Here is a 19,613-nt window from a genome sequence, read left to right as displayed (position 1 = left end):
TATTCAAGTAAAAGAGAGAGGATAACTAAGCTTTACCCTCTCTCCAATTCCACTCAAAGCAAATATTTACCGGCAATTATCTGATTAATTCCATCCCGGATTCTGATGTCCTTCCAAAGATGGGTTAGCCTGAATTTCGTCCAACGGAATAGGCCATAACAAAGCATATTCGGGAATAGCACCAGCTCTTGTGCTTCCATCCGGCTTGTTCTGAATCTGAGCAGATGAAAGGGCAGTCCATTTCAATTTTCCTGCTTCAGCAGATGCTTCCGGATATAAACGGGTACGACGAATATCATCCCAAATCTTAAATTCCAATGGCAATTCGTGCAAGCGTTCAGTCAGGATAGATTGAACCAAAGCGTCTCCCGTAGCTGTCTCATCAGCCAATCCAGCACGTTTGCGTACCTGATTGAGGTAATATTTAGCGCCACCAACAGCATCCCCTTCATGTCCTGTCCGTGCCAGACCTTCAGCAGCAATCAGCAAAACCTCCGCATAGCGGAATACCGGCATATTATAATCACCATCATGACCATTAATCAGAGCACTCTCATCAAACCATGCCCAGTTTCCTACATTGTTCAGTGTATGAGTCTTTCCGCTTGCATCGGTATATTCCTTAAAGAAGAATTGCTTCTCATGTCCCCGGATATCAGCAGGATCATAGCTGTCAATCAACATATTACATGGAAGATATGCATTATACAGCACGTCTCCTCCCGGATGGAACACTCCCCATTGGAAAGCATCCGCTCCGATAGAACGACAGGCGTACGAGTTACCTACACTGTAATCACTATAGTTATATTCTTTGGCATAGATGATTTCAGCAGAAGACTTCGTAGTCTTGATCACGTTGTATGCAGAATTCAGACCGTCAGTTGTTCCATTCGGATCTATCAGACTGTGAGGGCCTTCATTGATTACTTTCAGAGCCATCTGTGCCGCTTTATCATAATAATCCGCTCCACCATTCAGCGGTGCACCTGCCCATTGCAGGTAGACTTGTGCCAACAAGGTTTGTGCCATCGCTTTGGTGACATAGCAGCCATTATCATAGAATGTCTTATTAGGCAATGCGTCTCCATTGACGATATCCAGCAAGTCGGTTTCGATATTCTTATATATTTCCTCGGCAGAAAGACGTTCTTTGTACATACCTTCCGTAGAGGTGTAAGGCTCGGAGATGTAAGGCACGCCGCCAAATTCCTTGACCAGCCAGAAATATCCGTATGCCCGGAAGAATTTACCCTGAGCCACATAATTATTAATAGTGGCTTCGTCCAGCACACTAGTCATTGTCGGGATGTTGGCAATCACGAAATTGGCACGTGAAATACCTTTATAAAACTCATGCCAGTATTTCATAGCAATATCATCAAAGGATTCAATATTGAAATTACACCCTTCGGATGCAGTAGTAAATGTTCTGTCCTTACGCTTGTCAACATACAATCCGGATACGATACCACCCCACATGGTCGCTTTAGGAGTCCAGCCACCCCCCACATCCGTATTATGCAGATAAGGTACACCGCCGAAATACAGTGCGTTGACACCCGATTCCGCATCGGCTTTCGTCTTCCAGAACTGGTCGGATGACTTCATGTCCAATGGTTCTTCTTTCAGGAAATTGTCGCATGAGTTCAACAACAGAGAGAGTGAACACATACAGAATGCAGATATATATACTTTTAATAGTTTCATAATTCTTATGGTTTTTATAACGATGAATTAAAATGCTACATTAAGACCGAACGTAAAGGTTCTCGGACGCGGATAGGTGAAGAACTGGCGGTTGGCCCCCCATTTGTTGTCACCCAAACGGGAAGAGTTGTCCGGATCGTATCCGTTATAGTCCTTGGAAGTAATCAGGAATGCGTTATTCACATTCGCATACAAGCGCAATGAAGAAAGACCGATCTTCTTGATTAGGGTCGGATTGAAGGTATACCCAAGCTGAATCATGTTACAACGTAAGTAAGAACCATTGCAAACCCAGTCATCATCTGCCTGATTGTTAGCTCCCTGCCCGAAGTTGTTCAGGCGGATCGCCTGTTCCTTGCCCGACGGATTGAGAGTAGGATGCCACGCTTCTTTGTAAAGACGGTCTATACCGTTGGTCAGGAAACGGGCGACAGTAGAGTGATAGTATTCCTGCATTACATCTACCCCCCATGTGAACTGGAAGTCAACTGTCAGGTCAAATCCTTTATAGTTAAAGGTATTGATAAACGACCCCATCCAGTCGGGCAATCCGTTACCGATAATTTCACGTTTCTTATAAGTCACCTTTTCACCGATAGTAGAAGGTATGTTCATCGTTTCCGCATCCCAATTGGACGGAATACCATCGTAGATGCCGACACGCTTATAACCATAGAAAGAAGAAAGTTCTTCGCCTTCACGAATCAACATATCATAGCCTACAAAACCATCTGTCGTAATCTGACGTTTACCTGTAACCGGATCTACGGAAGCGCTCTCATCCAGCTTCTCAACGCGGTTTTTGTTGAAACCCAGGTTAATAGTGGAAGTCCACTGGAAATCATGTGTCTGGATAGGATAAGCTGTTACCAGAATATCCACACCACGGTTGGAAACTGCTCCGATGTTATCCATGATGGAAGAATAGCCGGTTGATTCGGGAACGGGACGGTCGAGCAACAAATCCGACGTATATTTATAATAGTAGGAGATATCGAAATTCAGTCTGTTGTTAAACAAGCCCAGTTCGAATCCTAAATCCCACTGTCCTGTCTTTTCCCATTTCAAGTCAGGATTAGGCATGTTATCCAGATAAGAAACAACGTGCAGAGCATCACCGATAATGGTATTCGACTGGCTTACAGTAGCCAATGACTTATAAGTACCAATTTCCGAGTTACCTGTCAGACCATAGGAAGTATGCAGTTTCAGCTTGCTGATCAACGAATTGTCTTTCAGGAAATCTTCATTGGAAATCATCCATCCCAAACCGACTGACGGGAAGAATGCGTATTTGTTGTTCTGTCCGAATTTAGAAGAGCCGTCATAACGACCGGTTACAGTAGCCATGTACTTATTGTCATAAGAATAAGCCAAACGCAGGAAATAGGAGTTCATAGCCCACTTATCATAATCATTGCCCACAGAAGGACGGTTCGTTCCGGAACCCAGATTATAATATCCGTAGAAGTCATCGATATACTTGCTGTCGGAAGCATTGAAAGAAGTATAATGATATTCCTGCCAGGACATACCTGCCATCGCATTAATATGATGTTTATGAATGTCCGTCACATAGGTCAGATAAGTTTCTTCCTGCCAGTACAGAGAGTTGGAGTTACTTGCGGAAGCCGAGCCTTCCGAGCTCTGATTAATCATCGGACGCGGAGTGAAGGGGGTATAGCTGGCATCTCTGTTATTATGGTAATCGACACCGAACTGAGTCTTCAGATCCAGTCCCTTCATCAGATGGAAAGTCAGAGCGGCATTACCAAATATCTGTGTACGATATTGCATGGCATACAAGCGTTCGAGCAATTCCACGGGATTACCTACCCCCTCCGGGCTGAATCCTTGTTTTCCGCTGTTAGGATTCGACTGGTCGTTGAGGATAGAGCTCGTATTGATAATGTTGGTCTGCGTATATTCGCCATCCAGCTTGACAGGCAGGAAAGGCAACTGTTCGATCATGGTACGCAACGCACCTTGTCCGTAAGGATTGTCAGAGGTTCTATTACCCCAAGTGTGATTGACCAGCAAATTGACGGAAGTAGACAGCCAGTCAGTCGGTTTATCGTCATACGCCAGTTTCGCATTGATACGTTTAAAGAAGGAGTTCAGCAAAACACCCTGCTGATCGGTATAATTGATAAACGCTCCGATAGAAGAACCTTCGCCTGTACGTTGAATACTGATCTGGTGATTATGAGAAATTGCAGTACGTGATGCCTCATCCTGCCAGTCTGTATTATACTTCGGCGAACCATCGGCATTGAACAAACGTTCGTCTGTGAATATCTGTGAGAGATCTGTCGTAAAGTTCTTGCCTTGAAATTCGTTAGCATTCTCGAGTCCCTGCTTGAAGGTCGACATCCATTCGTTAGCGTCCATTACATCTATTTTTCTGGCCATCGTACCGATAGACAACGAACCGTCATAAGAGACATGCACCCCTTTTCCCGCATTACCGCGCTTGGTGGTTACCATGATCACACCGTTAGCACCACGGGCACCGTAGATAGCGGCAGAAGAAGCATCTTTCAGCACTTCGATAGACTCAATATCATTCGGGTTGAGCAGATCGAAGTTTGACATCACTACTCCATCGACCACATACAGCGGAGACGCTGATGCGTTGATGGTAGAAATACCACGAATGATCACACGTGACTCTCCACCCGGCTGTCCGGTATTAGAGAAGATATTCACACCTGCCACTTTGCCTTTCAGTCCGTCGAGTGCATTAAAAGACTGTGCTTTCAACATATCTTTCCCCTTAGCTGTGGAGATAGAACCGGTCAGGTCCGACTTACGCATCGTACCGTAACCTACAACGACAACTTCGTCCAACGCTTTCGTATCGGACTGCAGGACTACGTTCAGCACATTGCTCTTTAATTCCGATACCTTAAATTCTTGTGTAATGTAACCAATATACGAAAATACCAGGGTAGCACCGGAAGGTACTGACAGTGTGTATTTTCCGTTCACGTCGGTTATCGTTCCCGTACTACCGTTTTTCACCTTTACAGTACCGCTGATAACCGCCTCACCTAGATCGTCGGTTACCGTTCCGGAGATTGACTTCACTGACTGAGCACTAACGCCCAAACTCAACATCATACCTATTATATACAAGGTAAGATACTTTAGTTTTTCATTCATAATTATTAAATTTGATTAGTAAAAAGGGTTAACCTATTCGTTATTACTAAGATTCCAGGAGCAAATTAAGAGATTTTAAGCAGGAATGAGTTGCTCTGCTTCGCCAAAAAACAGACAAAGTAGAGTGCAACGCCAAAGCATAAACCGTCACAGGAGAGCACAAGATAAGAATCTAAATACTAGACTATTGCAAGGAAAGACGCACTATAAGAGCACATATGAAGGAGAGCAAGAACAACCTATTGAAACCAAGAAATATCTAAAAGAACAGGAGTCGGAAAGGTTTAACAGTTGTTACCAGCCCTTAAAATCCATTGTTCCCGATAATCTTTCGGGGTCATTCCGAACCGACGGGTAAACTCTTTATAAAAATAAGAACGGCTGGCAATACCGACTTCCGCAATCACATCCTGAATAGAGAGTTCTTCACTACGCAGGAGCAAGGCTGCCTTCTCCATACGATACCCTCTTATCAAGTCACCGGGTGCCATATCGGATATTTCCTTGAACTTACGATAGAACTGGCGGGAACTCATCGCCATACGTTCGGCTATCAACGTAGAGCCCAGCTCTTCGTTATCCAGATTTTTTTCGATCACCTCCAACAGCCTGCGGATAAACTCGGCTTGCTCGGTGGTGGTACAAACAATCTGTCCTGCCAAATTGCCCAGCTCTTCCATGTAGATTTGCTTCGCTTCCCGTTTTCCATAGATTGCATTATGGACTACTTCCCGCGTAAACAGAATATCGTATGGCAATACAATATAAGAGTCTGCCCATAACAGTAATTCACGCTGGATCGACGAACTGACTTTCCAGGTAAGCATCGGTATAAAAGCAGTCTTTGAAAGCAGGCTCCGGTTACGGTTGACATACTCTATAAAGGTATTCTCCGCACCTGCATACATGGTCATATCAACCAGTAACAGAGCAGGAGCCGAGCGACGGATCTCCTCAAATGCGAGTTGTACACTCTTGACTTGACGAACACTGTACTCATCAGCCAGGAAATTACTAATCAGCCAGGTCATTTCATCTCTGTCTTCAAGCAATAACACACTCTTCTTCCCCTGCTCGTCGGACTCTTCCAGAACGGACGGTTCTAAACTGATTGTCAACCGACCGGCTGCTTCGTTGCCTGTATATTGGACAGAAGCATGAATCCGCTCCAAAGCCGACTGCACGAAGCAGCGCAGCAGCTGGTCGGCAAATTCACAGTCGGCATCTTTCAGCAATGCAGAAGAGGACTTGCCGGAAAGAGACTCGTACAATTTACTCACAGTATCATCTTCCGAAGAGAATGTCAGGAGCATATTGCTTGCTTTTTCCTCCACACCGACTGTCACTCCCTGCGTTTTTCCGGCACCGGCTATCTGAATATAACAATAGTACAGGATACTGTACAAGGCATTTTTATAGACAGGATACGTAAAGTCCTCCCGTATCACCGACCGGACGGCTGAATGGTCGATCCCCTGCTCTTCCAGTGTGCGCAATACTTGTTGTGACACTCCTTGTATAGTCATACGGGCGGAAACGATAAACTTATCCGGAAAGAAATGTTTCAGTTCTTCCCGCTGAAGCAGATCCGGATTGAGGAGAGCCGTCATCACCGTCTCACGTATCAATGCTACCTTCTCAAGACGCTGCTCGTAGGAAATATTTTCCGCGCGCAATTCGTCACAGCTGTTATAAATGAGCGTAAAGCGGTCGAGCACATCGTCGCCTACCCCGTTCACTCCGGATTGCTTCCGCAACTTTTCCTTATCGAGCAGCCGCTTCAGCCGCCGCTCGTGGATGATATATTTGCGGAGCAAATGAAGCAGATAACCAATAAACAGCAGCCCCAGCAGAAGATAAGAGATATAGGCTGCGGTCGACTGATACCACGGCGAGAGAATATGGACGGGAATGGAGAAGAACTTATATTCCGTATCGAACACGTCTTTCCGGTAACGAATCTTAAAAGTATAATCGCCTGCCGGAACATCCGTATAGGAGGCTTCATTCGCACTGCTGAACGAAGCCCACTGCTCGTCGTATCCTTCGAGGATGAAGGAGTATTCCACTTCCTCCCCCGTCAGGTAATCGGGCACAGCAAAGGACAGGGCGAAAGAAGCCTGTGCACCTTTCAGTCGCAGACCTTCCTCTTCACCCGCATAATAATCTCTCAGCACAGCTTCCGTTCTGCCAATCCATAAACGGCGCAGCAGGATGTCCGGATAAAACTCCGGTGCCGCAGCCACTTTACGGTCCAGATAAAGCAGTCCGTCAATCCCCCCGAAGAAAAGATTTCCTGTATAGGGGCACTGATAATAGGCATCATCGCTGAACTCTCCGATCTGCACACCGGCACTGTAATAATAATCGTGCGAAGCGCCATTACTGGGATTATACTTGATCAGTCCGCGATTGGTGCCCAGCCACAGGAAGTCATTGCCATCTTCCAGCACGCCATGTATCATATCATTGAGCAGACCTTGCTCCCGCCCGATATAGGTGGCTTTCATCTGTTTACCCTCAAATGACAGGCACACCAGTCCCGAAGTGGTTCCTACATACATCTTGCCCTCATGATCGCGGTGCAGACTCAAAATGTCGTCCACCGACCTATGCAGCATTTCTTTCAGTGATATGACACGGTATTCCTCCGTCCGCTTGTCAAAGCGGACCAGCCCGCGCTCTCTGCTTCCCAACCATAACAGGGAATCTCCTTCTGCCAGCATCGGAAAAAACATCGCGATCTCCTTCTGCTCATAAAAGAAATGATAACGCTTCTGTTCCTTAATCCGGACGTAACCGGCCTTTTTCTCCAGTATCATTTTATAAAAGCCGACTCCTGCCGTCACCACATAGAGCGTGGTATCATTCTCTTCGTAAATATCGTGCACATCGATAGCAGGCTGTCCCGAAGGATTTTCCACCGGATGCAAAGCGTCGTCTTTGAATGAATAATAAAACAGCCCCGGATTGCCCGCCCCAATCCAGAAACCATCCATATAGCGGCTCTGCTCCAGTTTATAGACATGAAACTCTTCATCCCATTTGACGTAGGATGACGCCTTTACTCTCTTTCCGGGAGCATAAACGATGGCTTTTGATGCGGAACTTGTCAGATCATCCTGATATTCGGGCACATGAATCAATCCGTCTCCCTTTGTGCCAAACCACAGTCCCCCATACTTGTCCGTCATCACCGAACGCACCTGGCGACTCAGTTCAGTAGAGATACGGTTCAGCATCAGATTGGTGGCAATCGCATATTTCTTGGCATAGATCACGGCTCCTTGTCCGTCGGAAGCAATCCACAGCATTCCCTGGCGTGGGTCCCGATAGATTCCATAGATGCGTATATTGCGGTTGACCACTTCCGCCTCATATTTTTTCGAGGTGCGCAGACGCACCAGTCCATTGGCACGGAAAGCGATGATAATATCGTCATAGAAAGGAATGATTCCCGTAATCACTCCATACTTCTGCATCAGCGATGAAATATTGCGGATATAGATCTTCGACTTTCGGGAGATGTCGTACATGTACAAGTCACGGTCGCGGTCGACGAAACAGAATATGCCGTTCTGATAGAAAATATCCCCGATGTCCTTGGAATGAAATTCGGTGGTCGAGACCGACAGCCGGGTCGACAAGGTATCCGCGTCGAAGGCATTCAGTGAATACTGCTGTACCTTCCCCGAATGAGGCGGAAACAGCCAGAGCGTACCATCATCCATCACAAAAGTCCGCTGCTCCATGCTGTCAATGGGAAGTGAGGAGGTTGGCTGTAAAATGAAACGCTGATAGCGGGTGTTGTAGTAATAGATTCCGTCGCCGGTGAATACCCATGTATTGCCCCGGCTGTTGGAGTTCACGTAGTAATCATCCGGAAATTCATAGTTGCCGACAATCTGCCGTGACACCTTCGAGAAGCGGTTCACTCCCAGATGGGTAGAGACCCACAAGCAACTGCTGTCTGCCTGTGCAATAGAGTGAATCACATTGTTGCTCAGCGTCTTGTCTTCCGAGAAATCAGTGCGGAAGACTTCCATACTTTTCCCGTCATAACAGTTCATTCCGTCGTACGTACCAAACCACATCAGCCCTTCATTGTCCTGAAAAAGGCAAAGTACGGCACTGTTGGACAATCCCTGCTGGTAGTCTACCTTCTGGAAAAAGTAAGTATCCTTGTCATTTGCAGCAAAACCTGCCAATGAACAGAACAACGCGACCAAAAGTATCTCCGCCCTCAGATGTATCTTCCATCTATCCTCTATAACCCGCTCTATTCTCATTTATTTGTGTTTATCGAAAGGGGAATGATCTTAGCCCCCTTCTCCTTTTTTCAACAGTTCTATTTCGTATTCCAGCCGCCCGATCCGGCGATTGAGTGACATGATCGTCTCATCTTTACGCTCCAACTGTTCGAGCAACTGCTTGACATAAAGATGATCTCCATTCTCTACGGCAATGCTTTCCGCCGGCGACGGCGGCAAGTCCACATCATTCAGATTGAAATTCCGACGTACATTGAGCAGCCATTCGGACTTGTTTTCCAGATCCGCATGCGTGAGCAATGTATTCAGCATCGTGTCCGCAGGCAAGCAGAACAGCTTGCAGAGTTTCATCAATATCTTGAAATCGGGAGCAGTCACTTCTTTTTCATAATTAGAAATCGTATTGGGCTTCACACCTAGCTTCTCTGCCAGCCCGGACTGGGTCACTCCTATCAACTTTCTGACAAACATCAGGTTTCTTGAAAATAATATCACATCTTCCGACATATTCTCTTGCTTTTATCAATACTAATCTCTACTTTTACCGCCGAAATGAAGAAATACACTCCCCATTGTCAGGTAATTGAGGACAAATATAATGAATTAATGTAAATAATAAGCTAATGGAACAGAAAAGTAATCAACAACCGTACTCTCACCTCATCCCGCCGAGAGGATGGAAGCAAAAAGTAGCCCGGCTGGCAGGAGTTTCCGAAAAGACAGTGTACAATACACTCAGTGGAAAAATACGGGGCCCCAAATCACGGAAAGTGATCGAAGCATACCGAATTGTATTCGCCCGGGAAGACGAAGAGGACTTAAAAACAAAATACTGACATGGAAACAAGAAGATACATCAACGTCAGAACATGGAGTGAAAACTGGTTTGAGACCCTCTCCGCCTCTGAAAAGCTCGTCTGGATTTATTTGAACACCAATTCTTCGACCAATATGCTGGGAGTATACAGCATGACTGTAAGAAGAATCGCCTACGAATGTCACATCAGCGAACCTGCCGCCCGACGAAACATCAAGAAACTTGAAGATATCAAAAAACTAATATACTCCGACGGGTATATCATACTCATCGACTGGATGGCGCAACAGGCCATGAATCCCAGTATGAGAATCTCCGCACAGAAAGAATACGACAAGCTGCCGAAAGAAATCTGTGCCCAACTATCGGAACAGACACACCAATCCATTAAAAGTATCAGACAAGACGCGAAACAGGCTGTCTCTTCTCTTCCCGTCCCGGACTGCCATATTCCGCAGGAAAAGGAAGAGGAAGATGAAAACCCGGAAAAGGAACACGAAAAGAAAGCATTGGAACAAGAACGGGAAGGGATGGAACAGAACCCCCAAATGACCGGGCAGGAAGCCAAAATGACCGAACAAGAACCGCCCACTTCCGGTCAGCAACAGGAACCGGACCTCCCTCTCCCGCTACAGGAAACTCTGCAAAAGGCTATTCTAAATAAATCCTGGCTGAAAACGCTCTGCCACAATCATCGTCTGAAAGAAACCGAGATAAAAGAATGGCTGGAACACTTCTGCCGGAAACTGCAGAACGAAGGCACCGAACGAAAATCCATACGCGACTTCCGCCAACATTTCGCCTCCTGGCTAGACATACAACTCAACCACTCCAACTATACAAAAAACTACCGGCATGACAACCATACATCCCACTCCGCACACACAGAATCAGCTAACGTCAACGGCAAACTCCCGTCAGACATCGATAGCCTTCTTCAATCCCAAGCCTCACAACGTATCGAACAACTCCGAATTGAAGGAATTCTTCCAAAGGTATCCGAACCCTAACGACTTTCTGCGTGCCTATCCCGTCTCGCTGCAATACCGTATCCTCACCGCCGGTCTGACTCCCTCCCTGCTCGCCGACAAGCAGGGAATCCCCTCCCTCTCCCTGCTGATCAATCTTTACGGCGAACCGACTCCGACGGAATGGCTGAAATTACAACTGACCAGCCTGAACAGCCTTGCCGAAACACGCCTGCAAATGTCGGAAACCCAGCTTTACGAGACCATCGCACTGATTCTCTCCACCTATCCGCAGCTGACGGCAGCAGATATCTGCCTTTTCATCGCCCGCGTCAAAATCGGTCATTACGGCCCGTTTTACGGCTGCATCGACCCGCTGAAAATCATGGCATTCCTCCGCCAGTATGCTGCCGAATGCCGAAAAGGGAAATCGACCGCACCGCAAAGCCCTCCTCCCGTCATCTCCGAAGCGGAAGAACGAAAAGCCGTGACTTACGAGATGTATCAGGAAGTATGCCGCAGAGCCGCATATGGAGATCCCGAAGCCATCCGCGAACTACAACCGCCATCCGCAAAATAACCAATCATTTTCACCGGCGATGAAGGTCCTCCTCATCGGTGCCGAGGGCTATCCTCATCGGTGCCGGAAGGGGGCCTCATCGGTGCCGAAATTCAAAACATCATTGATCATGCCTTATACCCTACACATTCACATCAAGCCCTTACTTGCCGAATATCTGTACGGACGTTATTCCGACTTTATCGAAGAGGGCGCCCTTCATCTTCCCGCCGGCTGCTACCTGTACATCACCCTGCAAGAATTACTGGGCCGACGTCCCGCCAGCGCTCCGCTCCGCGAAACCGGCAACCTCTGCCTCCGCCTCACCGCTCCGCACCGGGGGAAAAATCCTGCTTACTATAACTATCTTACTCAAGATGCCATCAGCCTCTTCGAACAGCGTACGCTGAACCAGCTGCAACTGGAACTCTTCGACCGGATGCTGGACGACCGTCGACAACTTGGAGTGCCTTACATCGAATCTGTCCGCTGCTTCATCGAGCACTATCACATCAGCAGTATCAGCGAAGAAGGACTGATGAAGGCTTTCTGGAGATGGAAAAAGAACATAAAGAAACGGTCGCCTTCATACTAATCACATGGTTTCCCGATACTAACGCACACTTTCGTTTATTTATCACTACCTTTGCAGGATAATTGACAAAACAAAATGGAAAAGAAATACATTTCACGAAAAGAAGCTGCCGAAGTATTTGGCGTACACCCGCAAACAATCGCCAACTGGTTAGAAAAAGGAATATTACTGGGACATGTCGCCCAAGGAAGCACCTTCATTGATATTCAATCGATAGAACAACTGAAAGCATCCTTCGGCGACATTGTAGAAGCGGAAGCGAAAATACAACAGTACAAGGTCGAAATCAAAGAACAGGCAGCAGAATATAGAAAGCAGCTGGCAGCATGCAACGAGGCGCAGAAACAACTCTCCGATGACACCTGGATATACGGCAGCGTTTTCAGAAATGCAAGAATGCTGGCACATCTGTTCGTAAACGCATTCACCGCCCTTTCGACGAACAGCAATGAAAGGGCTCAATACATCGTCGTCAGATTTCTTATGGGTTACAGAATATCGGAAATTGCAGCCGAATTTCATCTTTGCCCCGAACGTATCAGACAGATCATCGAGAAAAGTATCAACCGCCTCAAATACGCCAACAAAGTTGGGGTCATGAACAATGATTACTACCGCACGCGAAAAATAAATGATATGCTTATGGAGGAAAATATGCAACTAAAGGCCCAATATATCCAGCTGAAGGAACAACTGGAGAAAAGGCTGTATAGTGCCAATGATCCCGACAACATCTTGAATACCAAAATTGAAGGCTTACACTTATCACCCCGCACCTATCACGTTTTAGACATAAATGAGATCGAAACATTGGGAGACATCGCCTATTCCAAACGAAACAAATTTGAAAAGTTACGCGGTATAGGAGCAAAGAGCATGAAAGAGCTCGACGACTTACTTGCAGCGAAAGGACTGCACTGGAAAATGACTCCTGAAGAGTATTGCCTGTAACTCTATTCTGCCGCTCCCCGGCCACTTTCTGTCCTCTTCCTTACCCGTTCGGGAAGAGGACAGGATACAGCATCCTTCAATGAGAGCATAAGATTCTAATAATCAAATCCATAGCATTCTAGCGTCCTATCATCCCCCCCATTTATCCTGTCTTTGTACCTCCCCTGCCGAAGCCCTACCTTTGTATCGTTAACGTTAGCAAAGCACTGAGATTTCAAAACAAAACGTATGAATTAAAAAAACAAAGAAAGGAAACAGATTATGGCAATCTTATTCAGAAAAATCACAAGACCGACAGACCTTACAGACAAGAACTCTGCCAAAAAGACTTATCCGCAAATTACTTACCAGTACAGCACCCCAAGTACCCTGGACGAAATAGCCCGGGAAATAGGACAAACTTCCGGTGTGAGCGAAGGTGAATCCATCAGTGTCCTCAAAGATTTCAGAACGCTGCTGAAGAAGAAGCTGATTGACGGACGAACCGTCAACATCAGCGGACTGGGCTACTTCTACCTTGCCGCCCAAAGCAAAGGGACTACGCGAGCGGAAGATTTCACCGCAGCAGACATCAGCGGATTACGCATCTGCTTCCGCGCCGATAAAGACATCCGGCTGAACACCGGTACTGCCACCCGTACCGACGGTCTGAGTCTGAAAGACGTAGACCGTGTGAACAATCCGTCGTCGGGCGGTTCGGGAAACGGAAGCGACCCCGACGACAACAATCCGGGCGGAGGCGACGGAGGAGACGAGGAAGCACCGGACCCGACTGTATAACAGGCTATTTATTTCAGACACGAATGACGCAAGATGACACGGTTTCAATCTCATCACACCGCTAAAGCCGTGACATCTGTGTCATCCGTGCCTATTCTCAATCCCCCTACTTCATGGAAACATCGAATATCATCACCCTCATCAGTGCCCTGGGAGGAGTGGAAGCGCTGAAATATCTGATTCACTTCCTGACTCACCGCAAGACGGAGGCACGACGTGAAGAAGCCTCCCTGGATGACCTGACCGCCGAAAACCACCGGAAACAAGTGGACTGGCTCGAAGAACGGCTCGCTCAACGGGACACGACCATCGACAACCTGCAAAGTGAACTGCGAAAGGAACAGGCCGAAAAACTGGAATGGATCAACCGCTGTCACGAAACGGAACTCGTACAAAAGGAACTGGAAGTAAAGCAATGTGTCATACATGGATGCACCCGCCGGACTCCTTCTTCCGACTACTAATTCTCTTAATAACCTCTCACATCCTCTAACAAATACACAACGAATCATGAGAACAATCGACTCTATCATCATCCACTGCTCCGCCACCCCTTACGGGAAGGATTTCACCGCTGCCGACATCAACAGATGGCACCGCCAGCGGAACTTCAACGGCATCGGATACCACTTTGTCATCCGTCCGGACGGAACCATCGAAAACGGACGCCCGGTCGGCAAACCGGGAGCACACTGCTTGGGCTGGAACAATCGTAGCATCGGCATCTGCTATATCGGCGGACTGGATGCCGACGGTCGTCCCGCCGACACACGTACCGATGCACAAAAGAAAGCAATGAGAGAACTAATCGCCCGTCTGCAAAAAGAACACTTCGGCATACGAACCATCATCGGGCACCGAGACACCTCACCCGACCTGAACGGAAACGGACAAATCGAACCGGAAGAATTTATTAAGGTATGTCCCTGTTTTGACGTCAGAAACTGGTTACAAAGTACCGCATTCGCCACCCTGTACACAGGGGCGTTTCTGCTGGCTGCAACGGCTTGCGGAAGCCACAGGAGCCTCAGCCATTCGTCCGAAACATGTGACTCTTCGATGAATTCACAGACTACGAAGACCATCCGGCAGCAGCTGGCTACCCAAGCGTTACAAAAACTGGTATCAGACTCTTCAACTATCACGCAAGATGCCACGGAAGAGTATACTGAACTCACGACCATCATCCGTCGGGGCAAAAAAAGCAGCAGTGCATCACAAAAACATCAGCACGCACACAGCACGGACAGTATGAAAGTGACAAACAATCATCAGGAAGAAGCGGCAGACAGGACGGAAAGCGTTCAGAAGCTTTCGCTGCAGGAGGAAAAAAAGAATAAACATGACAACTCCGGGAATCTGACTTTACTGCTCATCGGAGGAGGAAGCGTCGCCACTGTATTGCTTTATCGTCAGATCCAACGGAAAAGGCAAAGAAACAAAGATAGCAGCCACTACACGGAGGCTTGATAAGAAGCAGGAAAAACTATAGTATAATCAGGGCTGACTAAAAAGTCGGTAGTATCTTAAATAGTCAGCCCTTTACTCTTTTGGATCAGTCTCTTATCGGATCATTTTATCTTCTCTCACAATATACTCCGAACTCTGCAATGGAAGTAGTACCATTAGAATTTAAGACAGTCATTCGTACCGCATCCCCCCAAACCGTATCGAAACGGTGGATTTTCACACGCAGACCGGTAGGAGCCTTACCCTCGTAAAGAAGGTTCCATGTACCACCCGTACGGTATTCCAGACGGTATTCCTGCAGACGGTCATTGTTACGATCCGTAATAACCACCATATTGAAAGGTTTCTCGCGCTCGAAAGTCACCGAATACCAGGGCACCTTCACTTCAGGATTAGAATTCCAGCAAGTCCCGAAATCATCGTCATTGGCAAAGTCCATGATAGCATAGTCACTGCTCCATGTACCTTCGGCAGGCTGATATTTGGCAATGTTGGAAGAGATAATAGGAGCATCCGCTTCGGGAACCGTTGCCACACGACCATCGTTCTTCCACAGTTTACCTATTTCCTTCAGAGCTTTCAATGCGTTGGCATCCATCAAGCCGTCTCTGTTAGGAGCTACGTTCAGGATAAAGTTACAGTAGGATTTTCCCATCGGGATGATGTTGTCATTGACCATTTGTGCCGGAGACTTCACAGGGGTAGTCGGGAAACTTTCTTTCCAGAACCAGTTCTGCTGTAACGGCAGGCAAGACAAGGCAGGCAGACGGTTGGTATCTTTCGAGATATGCTGTCCGGCTCCTTGTTCGTAAGACTTGATGTCCGTGTAAAACAAAGCCTCGGCAGGATATTTTGCTGCATTCAGATCCATCACCAGACAGTTGGGCTGGATTGATTTGACCAGACGATAAATATCTTCAAAAGGTACGTCATCGTAAAAGATACGTGACCACGGAGCATCCCAACCGTCAATGATCAAAGCTGTTATTTCACCATAGTTGGTCAACAGTTCGCGAAGTTGCTCCTTGATCATTTCGATATGCTGCGGAGTTATACACTTGGGACGCAGCCGGGCATGCGTATCGAGGATCGAATAATAGAGCATCACTTTCATCCCTTCGGCACGGAATGCGTCGGCATATTCTTTTACCACGTCACGTTTGAACGGGCTGCTCATTACACTATAATCGGTCGTTTTAGTATCCCATATACAGAAACCGCTATGATGTTTCGTTGTCAGACATCCGTAGGTCATATTGGCTGATTTTGCCGCTTTTGCCCATTGTTTGCAGTCCATCCTGACAGGGTTGAAAAGCTCGGGAGCAGCATCCGGGTCCGGCCAGTCCTCATTAAAGAAGGTCGGCATGTTGAAATGAATGAACATACCACAGCGTAAATCAACGAATTCCTGTTGCAGCTGGTGCAACGACTTGGTTTGAGCATTCAAGCATAACACCGAAGTTACACTTAGGATCATCAGTAAAAACAGTCTTTTCATCATCTATTCATTTATTAATTATTAATTAGTTAAGTACATCAGCATCATCAGCTTATACTATCTTATCCACATTCATTCTCAGTCTCTCTGATACTTCATCCACATTCCACCTTTCGAAGTGGCTTCCGTATCGGGACACAAAAGATAGATGTAGAATTTATCTCCTGCACTCTGACGGTCGTGACGAACGACAAAAAGTCCTTTCTCATTGAACCAAGTATCTATAAGGTCTTTACAGTAGGCATTTATCTCGGCCACTTCCGTCGCATTAAGAGTACCGCCGCCACAGGTCTGTCCGCTGCCGGATATGTTCTTAAATAGGACACGGTCTTTATCGGAATTATTCATCAGGATGCTTGCTCCTTCTTCACTGCTCGGGAAAGCGAGGTTTGCAAACCACCATGTCCAGATAACGAGCGGTCTTTGTTTCGGACTTCCACTCCATCCGTAGTCATAACTCATGGCATTTATATCGGCGATTGTTCCGCCGGAGCTTGTAGCCTGTCCGCCTGTTCCCGCCCATATTTCATCGCAAGCGGCACCGTGATCCTGCGCTTTTCCCAGTGTGAATTTTCCGCCGGAGGTCACATAATCGAAGTCATTGACCGCTCCCTTGTTGGAGGTCAGGGTTACATTTGACATACCGTCTACCGCCACCGCATCACCGGTGCAGTCAATGGCTTTGAAGGCATACGTGGCACCGTTCACCGATTTAATCTGTTCCACCGGCGTATCCAGTTTGAAGATTTGCCCTTCTTTCGTCAATTTCGATTCATAGTATTGCGTATGGCCGTTCGCATCGTTTCCATCTTTGTTTTCAATCGTTATTACTTTGACAGAAAGATCGTTGACACCATTCAGTACCAGGCCATAATAACCGATAAAATTGCCGGAAGCGTCACAGATGGACTGATTATCCAATAAGTTTTTCTCGAAGAGTTCGGTAAAGTCCGCTTTTGAAGCGACTTTGTCATGGATGTATGCCTGTGTAGTCGGCTGCAGTTCAATGGTATTGCCGGTAGATTCACCGTATAAATTCAGCTGCGGTGCCTCTCCTTCTGCCGGGATCTCTGATACGACAAACTTGGTATCTACAAATTCACTTCCCAGATTTTGCAGATGGACATCGCAATTCTCAATATCCAGTGCCACTTCCTTACCTTTGGCAGAGAATGATGTTTTTCCTTCTACCGCCATCTCCAGAAAGTCCGAATCCAGTGTTACTGTTCCGTCTTCATGAAACTGGAAGTAAAATTCGTGTCCCTGATAGTCGGCTTTCCAACAGCCATCGGCTGTGCCATACAATATTTCTTTAACGGAGGAAGCCTTCAGACGGTCACCCTCTCCGTAGCCCACGTCATTCAAATCCAAGGTATTGCAACTCCAGAAGCCCGTGCACAGCACAGCTAATGCAAATAATACTTTCTTCATCATAGTTGTTTTTTAAAGGTTGCTCTATTAGTTATTTTGCAGGAACACTTCTACCTCTGTCTTGTATTCGTTCCAGAGTTCTTCCATCGTAATATCCGGGTAACTCTCCTTCAGGATATATTTCACTGCATCCTCCAGACTCCACTGGCTGGTCAGTTCGTCCATCAGCACTGTCCACGGCAACATACGCACGAAGTCGCCATTATAAAGACGCAGCCAGCTCATAAAAGCACCGGAAGTATTGTAGTCAACCTGCCAGACAAAGTATTTATCACTCTGCGGATTCCGGTAAGACTTGGCGATAGCGGCCTGATACTCTTCTTTTTGCGTAGCCAGAATATATCCTTTGCTCGCTACTTTCACAGCGTCCGGCCATCCTTCCTGATATCCCTGCCGGTCACAATCCTGCACACCTTCCATGATGTATTTCCCTTGTTTGGGCATCCACTGCACGCAGTGTCCCATCTCGTGCATAAACACATGCTGCATGTCCGGCAATTTCCACCACGCATCGTTCGGATTGCTTTCCGAAGCCGGATAAACAATGCCTCTTCCTTCGTTATGGGTGGGGTAATCTATCGCATACGCTCCTCCGGTCTGGTCTTTCTTGATAAAGACACGCAGTTTGCCGTAAGGGTCGAAAGCCAGATTGTAGGGGTCGAATGACATGGCCGCACAATCCATATAATACCATTTCCGGAACTCTTCCTGAGTAGCAGCCTCGTCTCCGTTACCTATCAGATTATACAATGCAGAAACGGGACGTATCTCCGAATCACTCTCAAAGGAAATCTGAACTTGTGCCGCCTGGCTGGTTTTAAAATACTGCCAGGCAGCATAGTTCATATCCACTTGAAGTTCATACTTATCCGCCTGATCGCTCAGATTCATCCAGTCACTTGTCTGCCGAGCACCGTCGGCATCTTTGTAGATAGAGCGGAAACGAAGTTCCTCTACACCGTAACGGTCTGTAACCACTACTGTACGATATTTACTCAGACGCAGAGTGGTCGGCTCGTTGCCATAATCCCGCCTTTTCACAGTCAGGTTGCCAAAATCACCGACATTCGGGATCATGACGCGCTTTATCTTTTTGCCGGAGAGCAGGGAGTTGAATTCTACTTCCACTCCCACATATTCATCTCTCTTTTCCCAGCCGGAGTTACTGCCGTCCCACGTGAGGTAAAGTTCATTCAGCACCTCATCATATTTCGCCTCTTTGAGAGGGGCAGCCGCATATCCGGCTACGGTATTCCCGTCTTTCAGTACAGGCTGATAATCTTTATAGATGTCAGGAGTTGCGAAGCTGTCTTCCTCACCGTAGCAGGCAGCCAGTGTCAGTGAGACAAACAACCCGAAAGCTATATCTTTCCAATGTTTCATAATCTTCTTGTTTAA

The 19,613-nt window shown here is 47.0% G+C and carries 15 protein-coding genes; 8 read left to right on the top strand and 7 right to left on the bottom strand.

Going from position 1 to position 19,613, the window contains the following annotated elements:
* Positions 1 to 84: 84 nt before the first annotated feature.
* From K6V30_RS08295 to K6V30_RS08280, 4 genes are all read right to left on the bottom strand, one after another.
* Positions 85 to 1,710, bottom strand: a complete 1,626-nt coding sequence (locus K6V30_RS08295) for a RagB/SusD family nutrient uptake outer membrane protein (RefSeq protein WP_055268545.1) — start codon at positions 1,708 to 1,710, stop codon at positions 85 to 87.
* A gap of 27 nt (positions 1,711 to 1,737) precedes the next feature.
* A complete protein-coding gene (locus K6V30_RS08290; RefSeq protein ID WP_055268544.1) occupies positions 1,738 to 4,875 on the bottom strand; it encodes a SusC/RagA family TonB-linked outer membrane protein in 3,138 nt (1,045 codons plus the stop codon).
* Positions 4,876 to 5,159: 284 nt separating this feature from the next.
* Positions 5,160 to 9,164: a helix-turn-helix domain-containing protein gene (locus K6V30_RS08285; protein ID WP_081030731.1), complete on the bottom strand. Its 4,005-nt coding sequence runs from the start codon at positions 9,162 to 9,164 to the stop codon at positions 5,160 to 5,162.
* A 30-nt stretch (positions 9,165 to 9,194) separates the two neighbouring features.
* Entirely contained in the window at positions 9,195 to 9,653 is a 459-nt protein-coding gene (locus K6V30_RS08280) for a helix-turn-helix domain-containing protein (RefSeq protein WP_055268543.1), read from the bottom strand.
* Between the two features lie 116 nt (positions 9,654 to 9,769).
* Here K6V30_RS08280 and K6V30_RS08275 point away from each other — a divergent pair, with 116 nt between their 5' ends.
* The 8 genes from K6V30_RS08275 to K6V30_RS08245 all read left to right on the top strand — a co-directional run bounded on the left by K6V30_RS08275 (position 9,770) and on the right by K6V30_RS08245 (position 15,286).
* On the top strand, positions 9,770 to 9,982 hold the full coding sequence (locus tag K6V30_RS08275; RefSeq protein ID WP_055268542.1) for a hypothetical protein: 213 nt from the start codon (positions 9,770 to 9,772) through the stop codon (positions 9,980 to 9,982).
* Position 9,983: 1 nt separating this feature from the next.
* On the top strand, positions 9,984 to 10,973 hold the full coding sequence (locus K6V30_RS08270; RefSeq protein WP_055268541.1) for a DUF7833 domain-containing protein: 990 nt from the start codon (positions 9,984 to 9,986) through the stop codon (positions 10,971 to 10,973).
* Positions 10,974 to 11,169: 196 nt separating this feature from the next.
* Positions 11,170 to 11,511: a DUF6633 family protein gene (locus K6V30_RS25275; RefSeq protein WP_309559901.1), complete on the top strand. Its 342-nt coding sequence runs from the start codon at positions 11,170 to 11,172 to the stop codon at positions 11,509 to 11,511.
* 109 nt (positions 11,512 to 11,620) lie between these two features.
* Positions 11,621 to 12,085, top strand: coding sequence for a hypothetical protein (locus K6V30_RS08265; protein WP_070101287.1), 465 nt, complete (start codon positions 11,621 to 11,623; stop codon positions 12,083 to 12,085).
* Positions 12,086 to 12,160: 75 nt separating this feature from the next.
* Positions 12,161 to 13,036: a DNA-directed RNA polymerase subunit alpha C-terminal domain-containing protein gene (locus K6V30_RS08260; protein WP_055268538.1), complete on the top strand. Its 876-nt coding sequence runs from the start codon at positions 12,161 to 12,163 to the stop codon at positions 13,034 to 13,036.
* A gap of 261 nt (positions 13,037 to 13,297) precedes the next feature.
* On the top strand, positions 13,298 to 13,816 hold the full coding sequence (locus K6V30_RS08255) for an HU family DNA-binding protein (protein WP_055268537.1): 519 nt from the start codon (positions 13,298 to 13,300) through the stop codon (positions 13,814 to 13,816).
* A 113-nt stretch (positions 13,817 to 13,929) separates the two neighbouring features.
* Positions 13,930 to 14,280, top strand: coding sequence for a hypothetical protein (locus tag K6V30_RS08250; protein ID WP_055268536.1), 351 nt, complete (start codon positions 13,930 to 13,932; stop codon positions 14,278 to 14,280).
* A gap of 46 nt (positions 14,281 to 14,326) precedes the next feature.
* Positions 14,327 to 15,286 (top strand): N-acetylmuramoyl-L-alanine amidase, encoded by a 960-nt coding sequence (locus K6V30_RS08245; protein ID WP_070101284.1) that lies wholly within the window; start codon positions 14,327 to 14,329, stop codon positions 15,284 to 15,286.
* Positions 15,287 to 15,392: 106 nt separating this feature from the next.
* Here the strand turns inward: K6V30_RS08245 and K6V30_RS08240 are convergent, their stop codons facing one another.
* From K6V30_RS08240 to K6V30_RS08230, 3 genes are all read right to left on the bottom strand, one after another.
* Positions 15,393 to 16,784, bottom strand: coding sequence for an alpha-L-fucosidase (locus K6V30_RS08240; protein WP_055268740.1), 1,392 nt, complete (start codon positions 16,782 to 16,784; stop codon positions 15,393 to 15,395).
* 78 nt (positions 16,785 to 16,862) lie between these two features.
* A complete protein-coding gene (locus K6V30_RS08235) occupies positions 16,863 to 18,218 on the bottom strand; it encodes a hypothetical protein (protein ID WP_224207275.1) in 1,356 nt (451 codons plus the stop codon).
* 24 nt (positions 18,219 to 18,242) lie between these two features.
* Positions 18,243 to 19,598 (bottom strand): basic secretory protein-like protein, encoded by a 1,356-nt coding sequence (locus tag K6V30_RS08230; RefSeq protein WP_055268535.1) that lies wholly within the window; start codon positions 19,596 to 19,598, stop codon positions 18,243 to 18,245.
* Between the last annotated feature and the right edge of the window lie 15 nt (positions 19,599 to 19,613).

The sequence above is a fragment of the Bacteroides faecis genome, from assembly GCF_020091505.1.
Classification (GTDB): domain Bacteria; phylum Bacteroidota; class Bacteroidia; order Bacteroidales; family Bacteroidaceae; genus Bacteroides; species Bacteroides faecis.
The sequence above is the reverse complement of the archived record's forward strand: the minus strand, read 5'-3'. Positions and strand labels throughout refer to the sequence as shown.

Excerpts from the sequence above, each read along its gene's own strand:
- K6V30_RS08295 (WP_055268545.1), bottom strand. The coding sequence starts at position 1,710 with ATGAAACTATTAAAAGTATATATATCTGCATTCTGTATGTGTTCACTC.
- K6V30_RS08290 (WP_055268544.1), bottom strand. The coding sequence starts at position 4,875 with ATGAATGAAAAACTAAAGTATCTTACCTTGTATATAATAGGTATGATG.
- K6V30_RS08285 (WP_081030731.1), bottom strand. The coding sequence starts at position 9,164 with ATGAGAATAGAGCGGGTTATAGAGGATAGATGGAAGATACATCTGAGG.
- K6V30_RS08280 (WP_055268543.1), bottom strand. The coding sequence starts at position 9,653 with ATGTCGGAAGATGTGATATTATTTTCAAGAAACCTGATGTTTGTCAGA.
- K6V30_RS08275 (WP_055268542.1), top strand. The coding sequence starts at position 9,770 with ATGGAACAGAAAAGTAATCAACAACCGTACTCTCACCTCATCCCGCCG.
- K6V30_RS08270 (WP_055268541.1), top strand. The coding sequence starts at position 9,984 with ATGGAAACAAGAAGATACATCAACGTCAGAACATGGAGTGAAAACTGG.
- K6V30_RS25275 (WP_309559901.1), top strand. The coding sequence starts at position 11,170 with ATGTCGGAAACCCAGCTTTACGAGACCATCGCACTGATTCTCTCCACC.
- K6V30_RS08265 (WP_070101287.1), top strand. The coding sequence starts at position 11,621 with ATGCCTTATACCCTACACATTCACATCAAGCCCTTACTTGCCGAATAT.
- K6V30_RS08260 (WP_055268538.1), top strand. The coding sequence starts at position 12,161 with ATGGAAAAGAAATACATTTCACGAAAAGAAGCTGCCGAAGTATTTGGC.
- K6V30_RS08255 (WP_055268537.1), top strand. The coding sequence starts at position 13,298 with ATGGCAATCTTATTCAGAAAAATCACAAGACCGACAGACCTTACAGAC.
- K6V30_RS08250 (WP_055268536.1), top strand. The coding sequence starts at position 13,930 with ATGGAAACATCGAATATCATCACCCTCATCAGTGCCCTGGGAGGAGTG.
- K6V30_RS08245 (WP_070101284.1), top strand. The coding sequence starts at position 14,327 with ATGAGAACAATCGACTCTATCATCATCCACTGCTCCGCCACCCCTTAC.
- K6V30_RS08240 (WP_055268740.1), bottom strand. The coding sequence starts at position 16,784 with ATGAAAAGACTGTTTTTACTGATGATCCTAAGTGTAACTTCGGTGTTA.
- K6V30_RS08235 (WP_224207275.1), bottom strand. The coding sequence starts at position 18,218 with ATGATGAAGAAAGTATTATTTGCATTAGCTGTGCTGTGCACGGGCTTC.
- K6V30_RS08230 (WP_055268535.1), bottom strand. The coding sequence starts at position 19,598 with ATGAAACATTGGAAAGATATAGCTTTCGGGTTGTTTGTCTCACTGACA.